13 protein-coding genes are annotated in these 20,078 nt (G+C 64.6%); 4 read left to right on the top strand and 9 right to left on the bottom strand.

The features are described 5' to 3' along the window. Nucleotide 1: 1 nt before the first annotated feature. The 3 genes from P8T11_RS02470 to P8T11_RS02460 are packed head-to-tail and all read right to left on the bottom strand — an operon-like array spanning nucleotide 2 to nucleotide 2,905. Nucleotides 2-874 carry a branched-chain amino acid ABC transporter permease gene (locus P8T11_RS02470; protein WP_268078481.1) on the bottom strand — a complete coding sequence of 291 codons (873 nt, stop codon included), beginning with the start codon at nucleotides 872-874 and terminating at the stop codon, nucleotides 2-4. A gap of 9 nt (nucleotides 875-883) precedes the next feature. Further along, nucleotides 884-2,089 carry an ABC transporter substrate-binding protein gene (locus tag P8T11_RS02465; protein WP_230695476.1) on the bottom strand — a complete coding sequence of 402 codons (1,206 nt, stop codon included), beginning with the start codon at nucleotides 2,087-2,089 and terminating at the stop codon, nucleotides 884-886. An 18-nt stretch (nucleotides 2,090-2,107) separates the two neighbouring features. Further along, nucleotides 2,108-2,905 (bottom strand): GntR family transcriptional regulator, encoded by a 798-nt coding sequence (locus P8T11_RS02460; protein ID WP_259248644.1) that lies wholly within the window; start codon nucleotides 2,903-2,905, stop codon nucleotides 2,108-2,110. A 108-nt stretch (nucleotides 2,906-3,013) separates the two neighbouring features. On the opposite strand from P8T11_RS02460, the gene P8T11_RS02455 reads away from it, so the two are divergent. Further along, nucleotides 3,014-3,463, top strand: coding sequence for a GNAT family N-acetyltransferase (locus tag P8T11_RS02455; protein WP_268078483.1), 450 nt, complete (start codon nucleotides 3,014-3,016; stop codon nucleotides 3,461-3,463). 83 nt (nucleotides 3,464-3,546) lie between these two features. Here the strand turns inward: P8T11_RS02455 and P8T11_RS02450 are convergent, their stop codons facing one another. After that, nucleotides 3,547-10,527, bottom strand: a complete 6,981-nt coding sequence (locus tag P8T11_RS02450) for an autotransporter domain-containing protein (protein WP_268078484.1) — start codon at nucleotides 10,525-10,527, stop codon at nucleotides 3,547-3,549. Nucleotides 10,528-10,926: 399 nt separating this feature from the next. Here P8T11_RS02450 and P8T11_RS02445 point away from each other — a divergent pair, with 399 nt between their 5' ends. After that, on the top strand, nucleotides 10,927-11,256 hold the full coding sequence (locus P8T11_RS02445; RefSeq protein ID WP_268078486.1) for a YciI family protein: 330 nt from the start codon (nucleotides 10,927-10,929) through the stop codon (nucleotides 11,254-11,256). Between the two features lie 171 nt (nucleotides 11,257-11,427). Beyond that, on the top strand, nucleotides 11,428-11,799 hold the full coding sequence (locus tag P8T11_RS02440) for a hypothetical protein (RefSeq protein ID WP_268078487.1): 372 nt from the start codon (nucleotides 11,428-11,430) through the stop codon (nucleotides 11,797-11,799). 158 nt (nucleotides 11,800-11,957) lie between these two features. On the opposite strand, the gene P8T11_RS02435 is transcribed toward P8T11_RS02440, so the two are convergent. After that, nucleotides 11,958-12,545 carry a TetR/AcrR family transcriptional regulator gene (locus P8T11_RS02435; protein ID WP_268078488.1) on the bottom strand — a complete coding sequence of 196 codons (588 nt, stop codon included), beginning with the start codon at nucleotides 12,543-12,545 and terminating at the stop codon, nucleotides 11,958-11,960. 189 nt (nucleotides 12,546-12,734) lie between these two features. Between P8T11_RS02435 and P8T11_RS02430 the strand changes: the two genes are divergently transcribed. Next, a complete protein-coding gene (locus tag P8T11_RS02430) occupies nucleotides 12,735-13,958 on the top strand; it encodes an MFS transporter (RefSeq protein ID WP_268078490.1) in 1,224 nt (407 codons plus the stop codon). Nucleotides 13,959-14,010: 52 nt separating this feature from the next. Here P8T11_RS02430 and P8T11_RS02425 read toward each other — a convergent pair whose 3' ends face one another. The 4 genes from P8T11_RS02425 to acnA are packed head-to-tail and all read right to left on the bottom strand — an operon-like array spanning nucleotide 14,011 to nucleotide 19,873. Continuing rightward, nucleotides 14,011-15,003 (bottom strand): CobW family GTP-binding protein, encoded by a 993-nt coding sequence (locus P8T11_RS02425; protein WP_268078491.1) that lies wholly within the window; start codon nucleotides 15,001-15,003, stop codon nucleotides 14,011-14,013. A 22-nt stretch (nucleotides 15,004-15,025) separates the two neighbouring features. Continuing rightward, nucleotides 15,026-15,754 (bottom strand): isochorismatase family protein, encoded by a 729-nt coding sequence (locus tag P8T11_RS02420; RefSeq protein WP_268078493.1) that lies wholly within the window; start codon nucleotides 15,752-15,754, stop codon nucleotides 15,026-15,028. A gap of 33 nt (nucleotides 15,755-15,787) precedes the next feature. After that, nucleotides 15,788-17,149: a dihydroorotase gene (locus P8T11_RS02415; protein ID WP_268078494.1), complete on the bottom strand. Its 1,362-nt coding sequence runs from the start codon at nucleotides 17,147-17,149 to the stop codon at nucleotides 15,788-15,790. Nucleotides 17,150-17,179: 30 nt separating this feature from the next. Continuing rightward, complete coding sequence (gene acnA, locus P8T11_RS02410; protein WP_268078495.1) at nucleotides 17,180-19,873, bottom strand: aconitate hydratase AcnA; 2,694 nt, start codon at nucleotides 19,871-19,873, stop codon at nucleotides 17,180-17,182. Nucleotides 19,874-20,078: the final 205 nt, after the last annotated feature.

The following is a 20,078-nucleotide window of genomic DNA, read 5'->3' as shown; positions in this document are numbered from 1 at the left end:
CTCAGCCCCTCGCCCCGAACAGCCCCTGCGGGCGAAACAGCAGCACCGCGATGAAGATCGCAAAAATGCCCATCTGACCCAGCGAGTCACCCAGGAACAGGCCCCCGATGGACTCCACCACGCCAATCAGCAAGCCGCCCACCAGCGCCCCCACGAAGCTGCCCATACCGCCCAGCACCACGATGGTGAAAGCCACCAGCACAAAGCCGCTGCCCACCTGCGGGTTGACGTAGTAGGCGGGCAGCAGGAAGCAGGCCGCCGCGCCCAGGCAGGCCATGCCGATGCCGAAGGACAGCGCATAGACTTTCTCAACATCTATGCCCATCAGCTTGGCACCCTGCTTTTCGCGGGCCACCGCGCGTATGGCGCGGCCCAGGTCGGTGCTGCGGATAATCCAGAACAGCACCGCCGCCACGGCCAGCGCCCCAAAGAAGGCGATGACCTTGGGCAGCGCGATCATGGCGGGGCCGATCTCGACCGTGCTGAGCGTGTAGGCCGTGTCGATGCTGCGCGTGTCCGACTTGAACCACACCAGCGCCAGATTTTCCAGCACGATGGCCAGGCCCAGCGTCACCAGCAGAATGTTCTCGTCCTTGCCATGGCTGGCGCGGTTGATCACAACGCGCTGCAGCGCATAGCCCAGCACGAACATGCCCGCCACCACCAGGGGCAACGCCGCATAAGGGTCGATGCCCAGCCGGTCTTTCAGCAGGTAGACGGCGTACAGCGCCACCATCAGCGCGGCGCCATGGGCAAAGTTGATGATGTGCAGCACCCCGTAGATCAGGGTCAGCCCCAGGGCGATCAGCGCGTACACCGCGCCGGTCGTCAGGCCGTTCAGCACCGATGAAAAGAGGATGGCGGGATCCAGCATGCTGCGCGCTCAGGCCTTCAAGGGAAAAATGGCGTCGGCCTGGCGGTATTCCGCCGGAATGATCACCTTGATGTCGCCACCGATGACTTGCGTCAAGAGCGGCTGCGCGCCCGTGTTCTGGCCGTTGACGAACTTGGTCGGGCCATACGGCATGAGGTTGTCGTGGAAGGTGCTGGACGCCAGCGCGTCGGTGATGGCGGCGCGGTCGGCGGACTTGGCGCGTTCGATGGCGTCGGCCAGCAACTGCACGGCAACGTAAGTCATGAAGACCTCGTAGCTGAAGTACGCGCCCTTCTCTTCCACGCGGGCCTTCAACGGCGCCACGCGCGCATCCTTGGGGTTGAACCAGTGGTTGCAGTCGATGATGCCGTTGGCGATGTCCGGAAATTCCTTCAGGAACTTGTAGCTGGACGCCGCGCCCCCCAGCACGGAAAAAATAGCCTTGGGCTGTACCTTCTGCTGCTTCATCGCGCGCAGCAGCAACGCATATTCGTTGTAGTAGTTGGCCGGGATGACGATGTCCGGGTTCACGGACCGCATGCGCAGCACGATGTTGTTGAAATCGCGCGTGGGGTTCGGGTGCTTCACCACTTCCTTCACCTCGAAGCCGTACTGCGGCAGCGACTTCGACAGCAACGCCGCCGTGCCGGTGCCGAACAGCGACTCCTCGTGCACGATCATCACGGTCTTGGCCGGCTTGCCGGCGGCATCGTTCAAGGCCACCAGGTCGGCAATGGCGCGTTCGCTACAGGCACGGTAGCCCGGCCCGAAACGGAAGGTGTTCTTCAGGCCGCGCTCCACAATCTGGTCCGCCACGCCCACGTCCACCACATGCGGCAGGTTGTATTTGGCCGCCGTCTGCGTGGTGGCCAGGCAGATCGCCGACGCATACGCGCCGACAATGGCCGACACGCCCGCCTCGTTCATCTTCTCCACTTCCGCCGAACCCGCCTCGGGGCGCGACTGCGCGTCACCCAACACGGCCGACAACGGCGCGCCGCCCAAGGATTTGATGCCGCCCGCCTTGTTGATGTCTTCAATGGCCAGCAGCGCGCCCAGCCGGCATTGCTGCCCCGAATACGCCAAGGCGCCGGTCACCGGGTGCAGCACACCCACCTTCACGGGCGTGGCGCCTTGCGCGCGCGCCACCCAGGGCGCGGACAACAGCGCCGTGGCGGCGGCGGATCGATACAGAAAAGTGCGGCGCGAATTCATGGGAGATCTCCGAGGGGTTCAATGAAATTGGGCCGACAGCTCTTCGCTGACCCAGACTTTGGCGTCGATGCTGCCGACGCGCGACAACTGCAATTGGTATTGGTAGCGGTCGGGCCGATACAGGCCCTGCAAGAGCTGCACGGGGCGGTCGTTCACGTCGCGTACGACGCGGGTCACGGCCAGTAGCGCCGACCCCACCGACACATCCAGATGGCGCGCGACCTGCGCATCGGCCAGGCGCGCCGAAATGGTTTGCGTGGCGCCACCGAACTCCACGCCGGCCGCTTCCAGCAGCATCAGCAAGGGTTCGCGTTCCAGGTCTTCGCGCGTGAAGTCGGCCACGGCCTGCGGTACATAAGTGGTGATGTGCGACAGCGGCCCGGCCTCGGTGCTGCGCACGCGCAGGCTCTTGTGGACCGGCGTGCCCACCGGAATGCCCAGCGACTCAGCCACCGTGGGCGGCGCGGACACCAGCGCACTGTCCAGCACCTGCACAGAGGTGCGCAGGCCCATGTTGACGATGTTCTCAAGCAGCCCCGTCAGGTGCGCCTTCTGCGACGCGTTGGCCGCGGGCGGAGCCTGCGTGCGGGACGCCCCGCGCAAGGGCCAGGTCCCCAAGCCCGGACGCCGCGACACCAGGCCATCCGCCACCAGCATTTCCATGGCCTTGCGAATGGTGATGCGAGCCACGTCAAACTGGTCGGCCAGGGCGTGCTCGCCCGGCAATCCGTCCTGATCGAAACGGCCCTCTTGCAACTGCTCGCGCAGCACAAGATAGATCTGGTGGTATTTCGGCAGAGGCAGTGTGGTTCCCATGCCGGAAACTCTAGGGGTGTCCTAATGTACCGTCAATGGAACAAATGGCTGGGAGGGTTGTTCTATCGGGAAAACACTGACGTGGTGACATCTGTTAGGGTAAGCGCCATGCCAATCACCTACCGATCCGCCATTGCCGACGACGCCGCCGCGTGCATCACGCTGCGGACCCAGACCCGCGAAAACGCGGTCACCGAAGCGGAACTCGCCGCCGCCGGCATCACGCGCGAAACCTGGGCGGCGGGGATCGACGCGGGCCTATACCCCGGCGTGGTCGCGCTGGACGGCGATGTGCTGGCGGGCTATTGCTTCGCGCACCGGGATACCGGCGAGATCGTCGTGCTGGCCTTGCTGCCCGCCTATGAAGGCTTGGGAGTGGGCAAGACGCTCTTGGGCATGGTGCTTGAGGCGCTACGCACGCGCGGGTTCGCGCGTGTGTTCCTTGGCTGCGCCACGGATCCGGCGGTGCGGTCTTATGGGTTTTATCGGCACCTGGGATGGCGCTCGACCGGCACGTTCAATGACGCGGGCGATGAGGTGCTGGAGTACTTGTTTTAAGGTGTTGTTTTAAGGTGTCAGACTGCAATATCACCTGGGAATTGCAGTCTGACACCATATATCCAGTCTGACACCATATTTCCTCAATACCGCCAGCGCACGTTCAGCGACCCCGCGTGTTCGCGATTGCCGCCGCCGTACTGCCCGCTGTAGTTCAAGCCCAACGACGCATTCTTGGACACCGCCACTTCCGCGCCCAGCTCGGCAACCGCCGCGTTACGCGCAATCGGTGAACCCGACACCGTGAACGCCTGACCGCCGTCAAACGCCATGGTGGATTGCGGCAGCACATCGCCAAACGCATGACGCCAGCCCAGCGTGGCTTGCAAGCGGCCTTCGGCGCCGTTCAGCGTGAAGTCTGTTTGGGCGCGCATGCCCAGCGTGCTGCTGGTTTGCTTGTCGCTGCTGCTTTGGCCGCTCAAGGCCGCCGAGCCGCCGGATTCCTTGAAGCTGCGGCTGCGCAGGTCGCTCCAGGCCAGGCCCACGAAGGGCTCAAGCGTGGTGCGGTCTGACAATGGCATGGCGTAGCCCAGTTCGGTGAAGAGCTGAGTGGTGCTGGCGCCGTAGTCAGCGGTCAGCTTTTGCGATGCGCCGGCCACGGTGGCGTAGCGTTCGGTGCTGACGTCGTGCCAGGTGTACGACGTGCCGACCAGCAGGTTCAGCTTGCCCGCACCCGCCTCAAACGATTTACCGCCGTAGATGGCCGCGCTGTAGCCGGACACGTCCGCGTTGGACGAACGATCGTCGACCCGGATCTTGCTGTCGGTGTAGCCGACGGCCCCGCCCACACGCCAGCCGTTGCCCACGGCATGGTCCGCCCCAACGAAGACGCCGCCGGTGTGTTGACGGACTTGCGCGGTGTTGTCCGTGGCGTTCTGCGTTTGCCAGTTGCCGACCAGCTCGGCCCACGCGGGCTGGGCATTCGACGACGGCAAGGCGGACGCGGACAGCGTGCCGCCCGCTTGCGCCGTGGGCGCGCCTGGGCTCATACCGGCGTTCAGGTTCGCCCGCAGGTGCGACAGCGGCAGCGTGCGCGTGGTGCTGCTGGAACCCATCAGGCTGGACGCGACGCTGGCGTGCGCTTCGCCGGACAGGCTGTTGAAGGCGGCCGGCGGCGCGCCTTCGGGCAAGGTCAGGATGTATTGGTGCAGCGCATTGTCGGTCGGCAGGCTGTCCAGCGCATTGGCGACGGCGCGTTGATTGCCGGTGCGCGCGGCGTCGGCAAAGGCGATCGGACGGGAGGGCGTGCTTGGCTCGGCCGGCACCACCTTGCGTCCGAGTTGCAGCGTGACATCCTGCGCGCCGTAGCTCAGGGCCGGCGCCAGGAAGGCGTAGTTCGACGACACGTTGTCGAACTGGCCGTTGATGGCGTTGGCGCTCAGGATGGTGTACTGGCGCGTGGTTTCAAAGCCGCCTTCCGGCCCGACGTGCACCACCGAGCCGGCCAGATTGGCAACGCCGCTGACGGCCACGCGGGCGCTGTCGGATGACGCCGGATCGGCCGCCACTTGATAGACGGACCCCGGCATGAAGGTCAGATTACCCGCCACGTTCAAGGTGCCGTTGACCTTGCCCGGCGCCAGAATGGCGCCGCTTTGCAGCGTGGTCGTGCCGACCTGGCCCGCGCCTTGCAACAGCGTGCCGCTGGCCAAGGTCAAGGTGCCGCCGAGCTTTCCGGTCGATGCAAGGTTCAACGCGCCTTCCTGCACCAACATGCTGCCGGTGTAGCCGCTGCCGTCACCCGACACGGTAAGCACGCCCGCCCCTGCCTTGCTCAAGTCACCGTTGCCGCTGATCGCGCCGGACAAGCCGAGCGTCGTGCCGGACGACACATCGATGCCGCTCGACTGCGTCAGCGTGATGGCGCGGTTGGTAGTGAAGCTGGCCGTCGTGGCCAGCACGCCGCCGCTCAGCGTCACACCGCCCGCGGCCGCGCCCAGGTTGGCGTCCTTGGACACCGACAGCGTGCCCAGGCGCACATCCGTGCCGCCGGTGTAGGTGTTGTCGGCGGTCAGCACCAGGCGGCCGTAATCGGCCTTGGCCAGTTTGCTGGCGCCGGTCAGGCTGGAGGCAATGGTGCCCGCCATGCTGGCGTCCGCCGACGACCCTGCCCCCACGCGGATGATGCTCTCACCGCCCGCGCCTTGCAGCGCGATGGCGTCGCCTTCGATGCGGTAGCCATCGGTGGCAATCTGCATGCCGGTGATGCCGATCGCGCCGGCCGAGGCGTCCACCGTGACCGTGCCTGCCCGCGCTTGAAAGACCGCGTAGGTGGGGTTGGGTTGGAACGGACCGTTCAGCGTGCCGTTCGTGTTGGCCCAGTTGCGACCATCGGCGCGCCAGGTGCCCGCGCCGCCATCGATGGCGCCGTTATCGTGGCGGGCAGTGTCATCGCCGTCCCAGAAGCCCAGCGTTGCGCCGGATGTCGAGGCCAGGTTCACTTGTCCGCCCACCGCCGTCTGCACGGCCAACGCGCTGGCATCGACGCCAGAAGGCGTGGTGCCCACGGTCAGGCCGTTGTCGACCAAGCTGCCACCGTAGTCGAACAAGCGATAAACACCGGCGCCAAAGCCGCCTTGGTCCGTCACGTTCAGCGTGCCAGCCAGGGTCAGGTTGCCGCCCACATCAAACAGGGCGTTGTTCGGCGCCAGGCCCAGTGCCACGTTGACCTGGCTGGTGTTGGACAGCGACAAGTCGCCGCCAACAGCCAGTGTCTGCCCTTGCACGCCTTCCAGCACGCCGCCGGTCAGCGTGGCGTCGCCGTTGATGCGGCCCGCGCCAGACAAGACGCCCGCGCCGCTGACCGCGACGTTGCCCCCCAGGACGCCGTTGTTGACCAGGCGCCCGCCCGTGACCGAGGCGGAACCACCCAGTGCGTTCGACACCTGCACGGTGCCGGCTTGAACCTGTGTCTGACCGGTAAAACCGCTGCTGTCGGCCAGCAGTTGAAGCGTGCCCGCGCCGGTCTTCGTGACCCGCCCCGCGCCCGTCAGCACGCCGTTAAACGATGCGTTGCTGGTTTGGTCGAAACGCGCCTGGGCGCCCGAGGCGATGGTGGTGTTGCTGTTGTAGCCGCCTGCGCTGACTGCCAGCGTGCCTGCATCAACGCGCCAGTCTTGCGCGTTAAGACCGGTCAGCGTCAGCGTACCCGCGCCTTGCTTGGCCATCGTGCCCGTGCCGGAGACATCGCCCGAATAGGTCGCATCGGTGGCCTGGTTGAACACGACAGCGCCGTTGTTCAGCAGATTGCCCCGAATCGACGCCTCATTGCCCACCAACGTGCCCGTGCGCACTTCGGTGCCGCCCGTATACGTGTTGGCGCCCGTCAGCACCAGCGTGCCGTAGTCGGCCTTCACAAGCTTGCTTGCCCCGGTCAGGTTCGACGCGATGGTGCCGGTGATGGCCGCGCCGGACACATCGCCCGAGCCCACGCGCACGATGGTTTCCGTGCCACCAGCCAGTGCAATCGAATCGCCTTCAATACGGTATCCGTTCGACGCGATCTGCATCCCCGTCACGCTCACCGCACCCGCCGTGTCGTCCACCGACACGGTGCCTGCCTGGCCCTGGAACACGGCAAAAGTGGGGTTGGGCTGGAAGCGGCCGTTCAGGGTGCCGTCTTCGTTGGTCCAGTTCATGCCATCGGTGCGCCAGGCGCCCGAGCCGCCATCAATAGCGCTGTTGTCACGCTGCGCGACATTGCTGCCGTCCCAGAAGCTCAGCGTGGCGCCGGCGGTGGACATCAGGTTGACCTGACCGTTGACGGCCGTCTGGATGCGCAGGTCATCGGCCGTAACGCCCGTGGGTGCGACGCCGATGGCCAGCGTGTTCGAGGTCAGCGTGCCGCCATAGTCGAACAGGCGATAGACGCCGGGGCCAAAGCCGCCATCGTCGGTAACGTTCAGCGTACCGGCCAAGGCCAGGTTGCCCTGCACATCGAACAGCGCGTTGGACGGGGCATTGCCCAACGCCACGTTGACCTGGCTGGCGTTGTCCAGCGTGAGATCGCCGCTGATGGTCAGCGTTCCGCCTTGCGCGCCTTGCAGCGTGCCGCCCGTCAGCGTGACGTTCTGGCCGATGGTGCCGGTGCCCGACAGAATGGCGGTGTTGCCGATGGCGGCATTGCCGCTTAGTGCGCCCGTCACATGCAGGCGGCCGCCCACCACGTCCGCATTGCCGCCCAGTTGGTTGGCCACGGTCAGCATGCCGGCCTGCACGCGCGTGGTGCCGGTGTAGGCGCTGTTGTCCGCACTCAGGGTCAGCGCGCCCGCGCCGGTTTTCTCGAAGATGCCGCTGCCGGAGATCTGGCCGGCGTAGCTGGCGTTGCCCGCTTGCGCAAAGCGCAGCGTGCCCGCGGCGCCGATGGTGGCGTCGCCGCTATAGCGCGAGGCCTCGCTGGCAAGCGTGCCCTGTTCGATGTTCCAGTTCAGCGCGTTCGTGCCGGTCAGGGTCAGAACGCCCGCGCCACGCTTGGTGATGGCGCCCGTGCCCGACATCGAACCCGCCGCGCTGCCGTCCACGCCCTGGTCGAAGATGACCGAGCCATTGTTGAGCAAGTCGCCCCGGATCGACGCGCTGTTGCCGATCAGGGTGCCGTCCAGCACTTGCGTGCTGTCATAGGTGTTGGCGCCCGATAGCGTCAGGGTACCCGCGCCACGCTTGACCAAGGCGCCAGCGCCCGAGACCGTGCCGGTCAAGCCCAGCTGCGTGCCGTTTGCCACATTGAACGTGCCGTCCTGCGCCAAGGAGACGTTGCGACCCGTGTCGAAGCTGGCGGTCGTGGCCAGCGTGCCGCCGGACATCTCCAGGTCCCCGACGGCCGCGCCCAGACTGACGTCGGCCGATACCGACAGCGTGCCGTTCTGAATGGCGGTGCCGCCCGAATACGTGTTGGCGCCGGACAGCGTCAGCGTGCCCGCGCCGGTTTTGGTGAGCTGACCGGTGCCGTCCAGCACCGTAGAGGTACCCACGTCGAAGCCGTTGGAATCCAGGTACAGGCCGCCCGCGCCCAGCGTGATTTCGCCGGCGCTGAAGCCTCGGAAGAGGTTGGCTTCCGAGGCTGTCGCCCGCAACACACCGCCATTGAAATCGACGGTGCCTATCGGGGTACCGGCGTGTCTGTCAACGTACGCTGCCTGCAGGACGCCGCGCCCGGTAGCGTCCGATCCATTGACTTGCAAGCTTCCGCCGCCATCGGAAATCTCTACCTGCTGGGCGCTCAACGTCGCGCCGCTGTCCACGACCACCGAGCTCGTCCCGCTGCCTGCCACGCTGCCGATCATGATCCCGAACGTGCTGTCCCATCGCGTATTCGCGCCAGAGACCAGGGCTGTCCCGTTGGCAGAAGCGCCAACGAAGCTCTTCGCGGCCGATAGCTGAGCGCCGTTCATGACTTCCAACCGGCCCTCCGCGCCAACGCCGGCACCAACCGCAAGGTAGTTGGCCGACCACGTCGAATCTGCTCCCGTCACGATGGCGGTACTGGTATCAGAAAAGTAGCCGACTCGCACATCATGGGACGTCAATTGTGCGCCGTTGCTCACGGTTATTCCCACCGCGCTGCCCGTCCCGATGTTCACGTCCGACGTCGCACTCCCCAAGCGCGCCGCAGCGCCCGTCACTTCCAGGGAACCGTTGCCAACAAGGACGTCTCCTTTTGCGGTGTTCGCACCCGTCAGGCGCAGCAGGCCTGTGCCGACCTTGTGCAACATGCCCGAGCCGCTCATGTTGCCGGCGTACTCGGAGGTATCGCTTCTGCTGAAAACGACCAACGCGTTGTTGACGATATCGCCGCTGATCGAGCCCGTCGCGCCGCTCAGGCCGATGTTCAGGGTGCCCGCGGATACGGTCGTTCCGCCTGTATACGTGTTGGTGCCGGTAAGCACCACGCCACCGTTGGTGTTGATGTGCAGGGAACCAGAACCTGTGATGTCCGAGTCCAGCTGGACGGACCCGAGCTGGTTGAAATTGATCGTTCCGTTGTTGACCAGGGTAGGCAGGTTGGTGATCGTGCCACCCGTCGTTGCATCAAGCGTTTCGTTTCCGATATTGACGGTGCCATTGGCGTTAATGGTGAACGTCCCACCATTCGAGAAAACCAGGGACCCCTTGCCCAAGTTCAGCACGCCAGCTCCGCCACCGGTTCCGCCTCCTACCACCAGCGCCCTCCCCGGGCCGAGGAAGTGCAGGTTGGTATCGTCATCCACAGTCACCTTGCCGTCGCCGCCTTGGCCGCCTGTCGGCACGGACGCCGAGCCACCGCCGCCAGCGCCGCCGATCTGTAGCGTCTCATACAGAAAAAGCGTGGAGCCTGTCAGCGCCAGTTCGCCGTCTCCCCCGCGGCCACCGGTGGCTCCCAGACTGTTGCCTCCGCCTGCCCCGCCCACCAGCATTGAGTTCAATACGACCAGAAACGCACCGCTGCCCGTCAGGCTGCCCGCCGTGCCGTCCCCACCATCCGCGAATGTACCCGCACCACCGCCCCCACCGCCAATACCGATGTAGTCGTACGCTGGGCCTGCCGAGTTGAGAACGCCCGAGGAAGCCCCTTGGGCGCCCTGGCCTGCCGTGCCCGAAAAAGGCGTTCCGTCGAGGGTGACAATAGCGCCGCCATCGGCGCCTGCCCCACCGTTGCCCAGGCCGCCGCCAGCCCCCAGCGCGCCACCGCCGCTGCCGCCGCCTCCCGAATTGTCCGTTGGGCCACCAGCGCCGCCGCCGCCACCAACGCCGCTCAGCCCGCCTAAGGTGCCCGATGCGCCGCCAGCGCCACCGCTGCTTCCGCCAGCCGAACCATCACCAACTGCCCCGTCGCCACCGCGCGCCAAACCACCCCCCGCGCCGCCGCTGGCGCCAGACCCGCCGCCGCCACCGCCGCCGCCAATACCGCCGCCGCCACCGCTGCCAGCGAGAGAAGCGCCAGACGACACGCCGCCATTACCACCGTTGCCCACCAGCAGGTCGGCTGCGAACGACGGGGTGACAGCAAGAGGCATGCAGGTTGCAGCGGCAAGCGCCAGATAGCCGGGGCTAAGTTTCAGCTTGCGGGCGGCAGAGGGGGTACGCATGGGCAATGTCTCGGGTGAGAGGGTTGTTGTTGACGTAAGCAAGCCCGGCGTACAAAGGTTTATTGTTGGCCAGGACAGTCAATCGGACGTTCCACTACAGGCGAAGCGAACAAGCGGAAGTTGCAAAGGCCGTCAGCCCGATGTGCCGGGCGCCGCTGTTCTTCTTGAGTCAGCGCGATTAATTCCACGCCATGGAATTTGCTTAATTGATTACAAAACCGTGCGCCGACTACCCCTGTTATCGGCAGACCCAGGGGGAAATTTAGGGGATGCCACGGCTTTTTTAACTGTGTCCCCATTCAGCCGACTGCCCAGCCATTTACTCGAAATCACCCCACCTGTTCAACCCAATCCCTACAGGGAATAACCCTGACAGCGGATAACGTCAGGAGACGATCCATGCCAAAGTTCATCACCATCGGATATGGAGACCAAGCGGGCTATGACCGCACCCCGCTCAGTGTCAGAAACGCGGCTCACGCGCATGACAAGAAACTTCGGGATAAGGGAGTATTGATGGGCATTGCGGGCGCCCCGGTCCAGGTGCGCAACACCGAGGCCGGTCGTGTTGAAACGACGAACGAAGCCTATATGCGCTCACCCTTGCCGGTGGCCGGCTTCGCCATCATCGAAGCCGCTGATCTGGCCGAGGCGATCGATCTGGTGGCCAGAACACCCTGCGCCGTTGCCCACGGTGTGGTGGAAGTATGGCCACTGGAACAGCCGTAGCGCGGCAGAGTATTCCGACGTTTCGACGCCTTCGACGGCCGTGCCCCCATCGCGCGCGAACCTCCGCTTAACCGCGCAGAGGAGAGGAAAAGAATGCCGAGTTCGGCGCTTTGGGCTGATGTCGAATGTCGTTCAATATTCTTCTAGTCAACCGGAAGAATAGGTACAACCATGAACAGAGTTGAATTATCGACAATGAACATAAGCGCTTCGTTAGCGAAACAGGGGCGCGCCAGCGCGTCCAATGCCTCGTTCGCTGACACGCTGGAAGAAACCCAGCGCAATATGGACAGATTCAAGTCGGGCAAGCCCCCTGCCCCCCTGTCTGACGCTGAACAGGAGCTGCACGATTTTGTGAGCATGTCCGCCGAAGAGCGCTTTTTTGAAATGACGCTGCGGTCGCTAGGCATCTCAAAGGAAGAATATGAGGCGATGACGCCAGCGGAAAAGGAAGAGATTGCCCGACTCGTGCAAGAGCGCATCACTGAACGCGTTAAAGAGAATGCAAGCAGTGGGCGCGCATCGAATTTCGAGCTTGCCTGAGCCGTAATGCCTTGGGGGACGACGGGTCTTCTTACGTCCCGCAAGATCGCCACGGCGTAGCAGCCCACGATAGACACGGCGGGCCTGGGGCCTGCTTATTGCGCGCCTATCCGATCAAGACAAGTGCTTTCACGGGCGAATCACCCCATCTCGCAAGGCTATCGCTGCACCAACAACCCACGCAGCAACAGGTCCAGCGCAGCAACCCCTTGCGCCAAGCGCGCATTGCCGTCCTCGCCGTCAGCGATCCAGAACGCAGCTTCGGCCAGGCAGCCGTAGATCAACGAAGCCAATGCCTGCGGATCGGCCTTGGCCACCACGCCTTGTTGGATCAGGTTGTTGATCAGGCCTTGCATTGAAGCTATGCAATGCCGTTGCGATGTTGGCGAGGCGCCCCCCAGCACCGCCCTGGCATCGCGCAGCACGATGCGCTGGATTTCCGGCTCCAGCGCCATCTCCAGATACGCGCGGCAGCGGCTGCGAAAACCTTCCCATGGGTCCGAGGCGCTATCGGAGATGGCTTGCAGACGCTGGTCCATGTCGGCGTCGATCTGTTCCACCACCGCTGCCAGCAACCCCTTCTTGTCACCGAAGTGGTGATAGAGCGCGCCACGGGTCAGGCCCGCCTGCGCAGTGAGGTCATCCATGGAGGCCTCGGCATAGCCGTGCTCGCTAAAGACCTTGCGGGCGGTTGCCAGCAACGTGGCTCGGGTTTCTTCCATCTCGACGCGGGTGCGGCGGACCATTCGCTATCTCCTTACATACCAAGCGTATGTTTATTTACATACATCGCGTATGAATATAAGATCTTATTCATACGCGATGTATGTATTGTCGGCGTGTCCGATGGCCATGGCAAGCAGACGCCCACGGAGAACCATCGAGTGCCGCGTCATGGCGGCACATCCGAATTCGTCGTTTCAAGGATCTTAGTCATGAGCACATCGACATCCGCAGCCGTGCAAAGCAACATCCAATACCCTTGGCTGGCCGTGACCGCCGTTGGCCTTGCCACCTTTTCGGTTGTGACAACGGAAATGCTTCCAGTCGGCCTCCTGACTCCGATTGCCGATGCTCTGGACACGTCCACGGGAACGGCCGGGCTGATGATTTCCCTGCCTGCACTGCTTGCCGCGTTGTTCGCGCCGCTGGTGGTGATCGCATCCGGAGGCATGGATCGGCGCAAGATTCTGTACGGATTGTTGGGCCTGCTGGTGATCGCCAACATGGCTTCAGCACTCGCCCCCAGTTGGGGTTGGATGTTGGCCGCGCGAGTCCTGGTCGGCTTCTGCATGGGGGGCATATGGGCCATAGCCGGTGGCTTGGCGGCTCGGCTCGTTCCGGGCCACGCCATCGGCTTGGCAACCTCCATCATCTTCGGCGGCGTGGCGGCGGCATCCGTCCTGGGGGTGCCACTCGGGGCGCTGATTGGTGACTTTGCCGGATGGCGCTGGGCCTTCGGCGGCATGGCCCTGTTGAGTGGGCTGGTGCTGGCACTTCATCTTGCCGTCATACCCGCCCTGCCCGTTGCCAACTCGGCCACCTTGCGTCAGTTCGGCGATCAACTTGCCAATCGCAAATTGCAAGTCGGGTTGATGCTGACGCTGCTGCTGGTGGCTGGGCACTTCATGGCCTTCACCTTCGTGCGCCCACTATTGCAGTCGGTGTCGGGATTCGATGCGCAATGGATCGGCGCGCTGCTGTTCGCCTACGGCATCGCCGGCATTCTCGGCAACTTCCTGGCTGGCGTCGTTGCCGCGCGACGCACGGTGCTGACCTTGATGGTGATTGCGCTGGGCCTGCTGATGACACCGATGCTGTTCCTGACCGTCGGCGGTTCTAACCTTGGTGGGGGTGTCGCGCTGTTGGCATGGGGACTGGCCTACGGCGGCGTGTCAGTGGGCTTGATGACGTGGATGATGCACGCCGCGCCACGCGCCATCGAGATTGCCACGGCGCTCTATGTGGGCGCTTTCAATATCGGGATTGCGCTGGGATCGTGGAGCGGCGGCCAGATCGTGGATGGATTCGGTCTCATCGCCAGCCTTTGGCTGGCAGGTGGGTTCGCGGCCACGGCGTTATTGCTGACCTTGGGCGTAGGCCTGCGCGATCGGCGCAGGGATGAATTGGCCCAACCATCCCACCCTGCAAAATATTGATCGAGCAGAGGATGCGATGGAGTTTCGCCTTCGGTGACGCGTCACCCGTACCTCACATACCCAGCGGCCCCATCGCTTGCTCGATTTCTTCGGCCGACAGGTCTCGCACGATCAGGACCATGGCGCCCGCCGCACCTTCCGGCGCGGCGATAGGCTCAGGCGTGGCGAAGACATGCCGCACGCCATGCACCGCGCGCAGGCTTCCGTCGGACCAGCGCAACAGACCCTTGGCCCGCAGAAGGCGTTCACCAACATGGCGCTGCATATGTCGGGTCCAGTTCGCGTAGGCTTCCCAGCTTACTGGCGCATGCTGCCGGAACGCATAGGACACAATGCCGTAGCGAAGTACGTGCGCCAGCGAACTGTCGGAGACAGGCTGAGCCGCCGCTAACGCGGCCGCGTCCAGATGCTCGGGACGCAAGCCGTCGAACAGCGCCGGCGCGTCCTCGTCCACCGTGTCGGGCGATACCGTGCGGATCGGCGCGCTGGCGTTGTACCCCCTCAGCGCGGACCTCATTGCCTGTACCGCGCGGCCGTCGGCTAGATCGACCTTGGTCAGCGCAATGCGATCGGCGATCGCGACCTGGGTGCTGGCCTCGCGATAGGCGTCCAGCGTGGCCATCCCGTGCAGCGCGTCAGCCGTCGCCACCACACCGCCGAAGCGGTAGTGGCGAGCGATCAGGGGATCGGCCGACAGCGTGTTGATGACGGGACACGGATCCGCCAGGCCCGAGGTTTCTACCACCACCCGCGTAAACATGGGAATCTCTCCGCGCTGGCGCCGGTAGTACAACGACTCAAGCGTGTCCTGCAGGGAGCTTGTGGCCGCGCAGCACAGGCAGCCGGAATCCAGCAGCACGACGTCGGTGTCGTCCGCCTTGCCCACCAGCATGTGATCCAGTCCGATCTCGCCGAACTCGTTGATGACCACCGCCGTATCGGCAAAGCGCGGACTACGCACCAGGCGCGACAACAGCGTGGTCTTGCCGCTTCCCAGGAAGCCGGTCAATAGGTAGACGGGAATCGGTCCGGTAGTGATGGCCATGGCGTCAGCAGCCTGCTCCGGCTCAGTCCCGGGCCGCGTCGGCGGGCGCGGGCAGGCCGCGCAGGTAGTCCTGCACCTCGCGCGAGGGAATCACGTCCGCATACTTGCAGTTGAGGTCGAACAAGCTCATCGCGTGGCTGGACTGGAAGCGGTCGAACGCCGCCTCTTCGGGGATGATGACCTTGAAATTGTACGAGTAGGCGTCAACCGTCGTGGCGCGCAGGCATCCAGACGACGTGCAGCCCACCAGGATCAGCGTGTCCACGTCGAGGAAGTTCAGATGGCTCATGAAGATCGTGCCGAAGAAGCAGGACGGCTTCTGTTTGGTAATGCGGATGTCTTGCGGACGCGGGGCCAGCGGCTCCACGGTCTGCGTCGCATGGGTGTTTGCCAGCACGGTCTTCTCACCGCCGCGGTGGTTCTTGCCCACTTGCACGCCGCTGTCCAGCAGGTCTGCGCGCCGGGCACTCTCGGTATAGAAGACGGGAATGTTCTTGTCGCGCGCCAGTTCCAGCAGCGGCACGATATGCGCGACCGCGTCCCAGGCCTCGCGGCCGCAGTGGGTGCGGTATTGCTTCAAGCCTTCCAGGATGTCCTGGGGCGTATCGCCGCAAAAGTTGTATTGCACATCGATGATGAAAAGTGCGGGACGCTTGCCGAAGCCGCCGCGCTTGCCGTAGCCGGCCTGCGCCAGCACTTGCTTATCGCGTTCGGTGAGGAAGTCGTCCCAGATTCGCTTGGTGTCGCTCATAGTGGTGTCCGTCGGAAAGAAGTTGGATTCAGTTCAAAGACGCTTGAGATAACGGCCGCCAGGATTGGCGCGGGCTGCGTCGGTGATGCGGCCGTCGAGCGCCACGGTCCGTCCGCGCACCAGCGTGCGCACGGGCCAGCCTTTCAGGGACATGCCCTCGTATGGCGAGTAGTCGGAGTTCGATTCCAGGTTGGCCGGATCGACGGTGCGTTCCAGGTCAGGGTCAACGATCACCAGATCCGCGTCCTTGCCGATCTCGATGCTGCCCTTGCCCGGCATGCGATAGATGCGAGCTGAGCTTTCGGCACTGACCTTCATCAGCGTCTCCAGGGGGACTCCGCGGCGGTGATAGCCTTCGTGCAGCAAGATCGGCAGCATCAGGCCGGTGCCCGGGAACCCGTTGCTGGCGGCCCAGATGTCCGTGTCTTTGGTTGCCCGCTTGCGGGGCACGTGGTCGGTGCCTATCGTGGTGATGGAGCCATCCAGCACGCCTTCCCACATGGCGTCCACATCGCTTTGGCCTCGCACCGGCGGATTGACCTTGGCATAGGTCCCGGCGGGCGACTCGTCGTTCAGGAAGAGGTAGTGCGGGCAGGTCTCGACATAAATGGGCGGCGCGCCGGGGGTGCGCCGATGGCGCCGCGCCTCGTCCAGCGCTTCGCGGCTGCTCAGGTGCACGATATTGACCGCGGCGCCCGTCTTCGCCGCGAAGTAGCACACGCGGTGCACGTTCTCGGCTTCCAGGAAGTCCGGGCTCTGCTCGTTCCAAGCCTTCAAATCGTCGCGGCCGGCCGCGCGCAGAGGGTCTCTCAGCACGGGGATGACCTCGACGTTTTCGCAGTGCACGCCCATGATCGCGCCGGGGATGGCGGCCGTGGCGCGCAAGGCCGAATACAGCAAGCCGTCGTCGATGTCGGTGAAGCCCTTGGACAGGCCCGCGGCGCCTTTGTACATCATGTAGAGCTTGTAGGAAGACACGCCGAAACGGCGTGAAATTTCCTCAAGCGTTTCCACATGCAGATTGCTGGTGATGCCGAAATGGAAGCCGAAGTCCACGCAGCTTTGCGACAGCGCGCGGTCGCGCACCTTTTCAAATGATTCGCGGATGTCCGCGGACCGATGGAACGACAGCACGGTAGTGGTGCCGCCCAGCGCGGCGAAGCGCGACTCGGTCTCGAAGTCGGTCTCCGGCGAACCAAAGCCGAAGTGCACGTGAGGGTCGATCAGGCCGGGCAGCACCCACAGCCCCTGGCAATCGATCGTTTCGCGGGCCTCAAGCGGCGTACCGGGTTCGGCAATGATGGCGATGCGGCCGTCAATGACGCCCAGCACACCCTCGGTCAGGCCCTGCTGCGGCAGCAGCAGCCTTGCATTGGTCAGTAAGAGATCCAGCATGATGTCGTGTTTCCCGAATGATGCGTGTTGTCAGCAATGGGCCGCGTCGGCGGCCGTAGTGCCGGTCAAGAAAGCATTGAGGACGCTGGCGGGGATTCCGCCTTCCGCCATGAGCTTGCGTTCGGCGTGCGTAAGCACCTGGGCATAGGCCTGGAAGCGCACTCGGCGATCCCCGTCCTCGGCGGTCACGTCAATGGGTTCCCCCTTCAACACGCCATCGGCCACATTCTCCAAGCGCAGCGTCTCCGCGCCGGTCAGCCCCAACTGGCGCCAGCCCTGGCCGGGCGCAAACGCCAGCGGTAGCACGCCCATACCCACCAGATTGGCGCGATGAATGCGCTCGAACGACTCCGCGATCACCGCGCGCACGCCCAGCAGTGCCGAGCCTTTCGCGGCCCAATCGCGGCTGCTGCCCATGCCGTAGTCCTTGCCGCCCAGGATGACGCAGGCCTCGCCCGCCTCGCGGTAGGCCGTCGCGGCATCGACAATCGGCATGAGCCTGCCGCTTGGGTAGTGGCGAGTGACGCCGCCTTCCACGCCCGGTGTCAGGGCGTTCTTGATGCGGATGTTGGCGAAGGTGGCGCGCGTCATGACGTGATGGTTGCAACGGCGGGCCACATAGGTGTTGAAGTCGCGCGGCGCCACACCCTTGCCGATCAGGTACATGCCCGCGGGCGTGTCGGCCGGGATCTCACCGCTGGGCGAAATGTGGTCTGTGGTCAGGGAATCGCCAAACGCCGCCAGCACGCGCCCGTGCGCCAGGCCAGCCGCCAAGTCGGCCAACGCGTCGCGGCCGGGTTCGGTCTTGAAGAACGGCGGTTCGACCAGGTATTGAGAATCCGGATCCCAAGGAAAGCGCAAGCCCACTGGCGCGGCCAGGTCTCGCCAGATCACGCTGTCCAGGCTGGCTGGGTCATAGACTTCGGCAAACAGCGCCGGGTCCGAAGCAAGCGGCAACAAGGCTGCGATCTCGTCTTGGCGGGGCCAGACATCGCGCAGATAGACTGGCTCGCCGTCCGCGCCCGGCCCCAGCGGCTCGCGCTCGAAGTCCACGTCGATGCGGCCCGCCAGCGCATACAGCACCACCATCGCGGGCGACCCGATGTAATTGGCGCGCAGCAGTTTGTGGATGCGTCCTTCGAAATTCCGATTGCCCGACAGCACGGCGGTGGCGACCAGACTACCTTCGACGATGGCGTCCGCCACCCCCGAATCCAGCGGGCCTGATTTACCGCCGCAAGTGGTGCAGCCGTAACCGATGACGTAAAAACCCTGGGCTTGCAGGGCCGTCAGCAACCCCGCGGACTCCAGATAGCGAGTGACGGCGCGCGAGCCGGGCGCCAGCGATCGCTTGACCCATGCGGGCGGCGTCAGGCCACGCGCCAGCGCTTTCTGCGCGATCAGGCCGGCCGCCAGCATCACGCTGGGGTTGGACGTGTTGGTGCAAGAGGTGATCGCCGCCAGCGCCACCGAGCCATGACCGACGACGTCGCGGACCACCGGCAGGGCGGCGGCCATGTCCACATCGAACCCGCCTTCCGACTGCGGCGCGCCCAGGCGGCGGCGGAAGTCCGCGGCGACATCCGCAACATCCATGCGGTCCTGCGGACGGCGCGGACCCGCCAAGCTGGGACGCGCCGCCGACAGGTCGATATCGATCACCCGGCTATAGGCCGGCGCGTCTTGCGTAGCGTCGCGCCATAGCAGGTTGACGCGCGCGTAGGCTTCGATCAGCGCCAGTTGCTCTTCGTCGCGCCCGGTCATGCGTGCGTAGTCCAGCGTGCGCGCGTCGATCGGAAAGAACCCGCAAGTGGCGCCGTATTCCGGTGCCATGTTGGCGATCGTGGCGCGCTCGGGCACACTGAGCCCCGCCACCGCCGGGCCGAAGAATTCGACCATGCTGCCTACCACGCCCGCGATGCGAAGTTGCTGCGTAACCAACAGCGCGGCATCCGTGGTGAGGGCCGGCGCTTCAATGGCGCCGTGCAACCGCACCCCCACGACCTCCGGGATCGGGAAGGTGTAGGCATGGCCCAGCAGGGCCGCCTCGGCGTCGATGCCGCCCACTCCCCAGCCCAGCACGCCAAGCGCGTTGACCATGGGCGTATGGGAATCGCCGCCGATCACGAAATCCGGGTAGGCCCACTCGCCGTCCGGCCTTGTCTGGCACGCCACTACCGGTGCCAAGTATTCCAGGTTGACCTGATGGATGATCCCGATGCCGGGCGTGATGACGCGCAATCCCTTGTAGGCTTGCTGCGCCCACTTCAAGAATCGGTAGCGTTCGTCGTTGCGTTCGAATTCGCGGCGCAGGTTGCGCTGCACCGCTCCGACGTCGCCCCAATAGTCGACCTGAAGCGAATGATCCACGATCAGATCCACGGGAATTTGCGTGTCGACTTGCGCGGCGTCCCCGCCTGCCTGGGCCACCGCGTCGCGCAAGGCCGCCAGGTCCTGCAGCACAGGCAGCCCGCTGGAGTCCGGCAGGATCACCCGAGCTACATGCAGCGGCAGATCGGCCCCAGGGTGCCGCCCCCAATCCCAAAGCCTGCCGATTTCCGCTTCGGATACGGCCGCGCCCCAGGCTTGGTGCCGCAGGAGGTTCTCCAGCAGCACGCGGATGACATAGGGATACGCCTGGATGTCGCGACCTTCGGCTTGGGCGGCGGCGGACAGGTCCGCATAGTGCAGCGCCCTGCCGCGACAGGAGAAAGACTGGATCATGGCAGCGGGAATAGGGAGAATCTCAACTGAGACCATCTTACGACCTTAAAAACAATAGTGTCAACACTATAGAGATAAACAAGGCATGCCTACCTTCCCCAAAAACAAGACCGAACAAGCTCCTTGAAAGTGTTGATAGATAGCCACCTGTCTTTTATATCAGGGAAAACCCTTTAAAATAGGCGTAATCTCCGCTGAAAGCTAT

The organism is Achromobacter spanius, assembly GCF_029637605.1.
Taxonomy (GTDB): Bacteria; Pseudomonadota; Gammaproteobacteria; order Burkholderiales; family Burkholderiaceae_B; genus Achromobacter; species Achromobacter spanius_E.
Note: the sequence above shows the minus strand (reverse complement) of the source record. Positions and strands in the feature narration are given on the sequence as shown.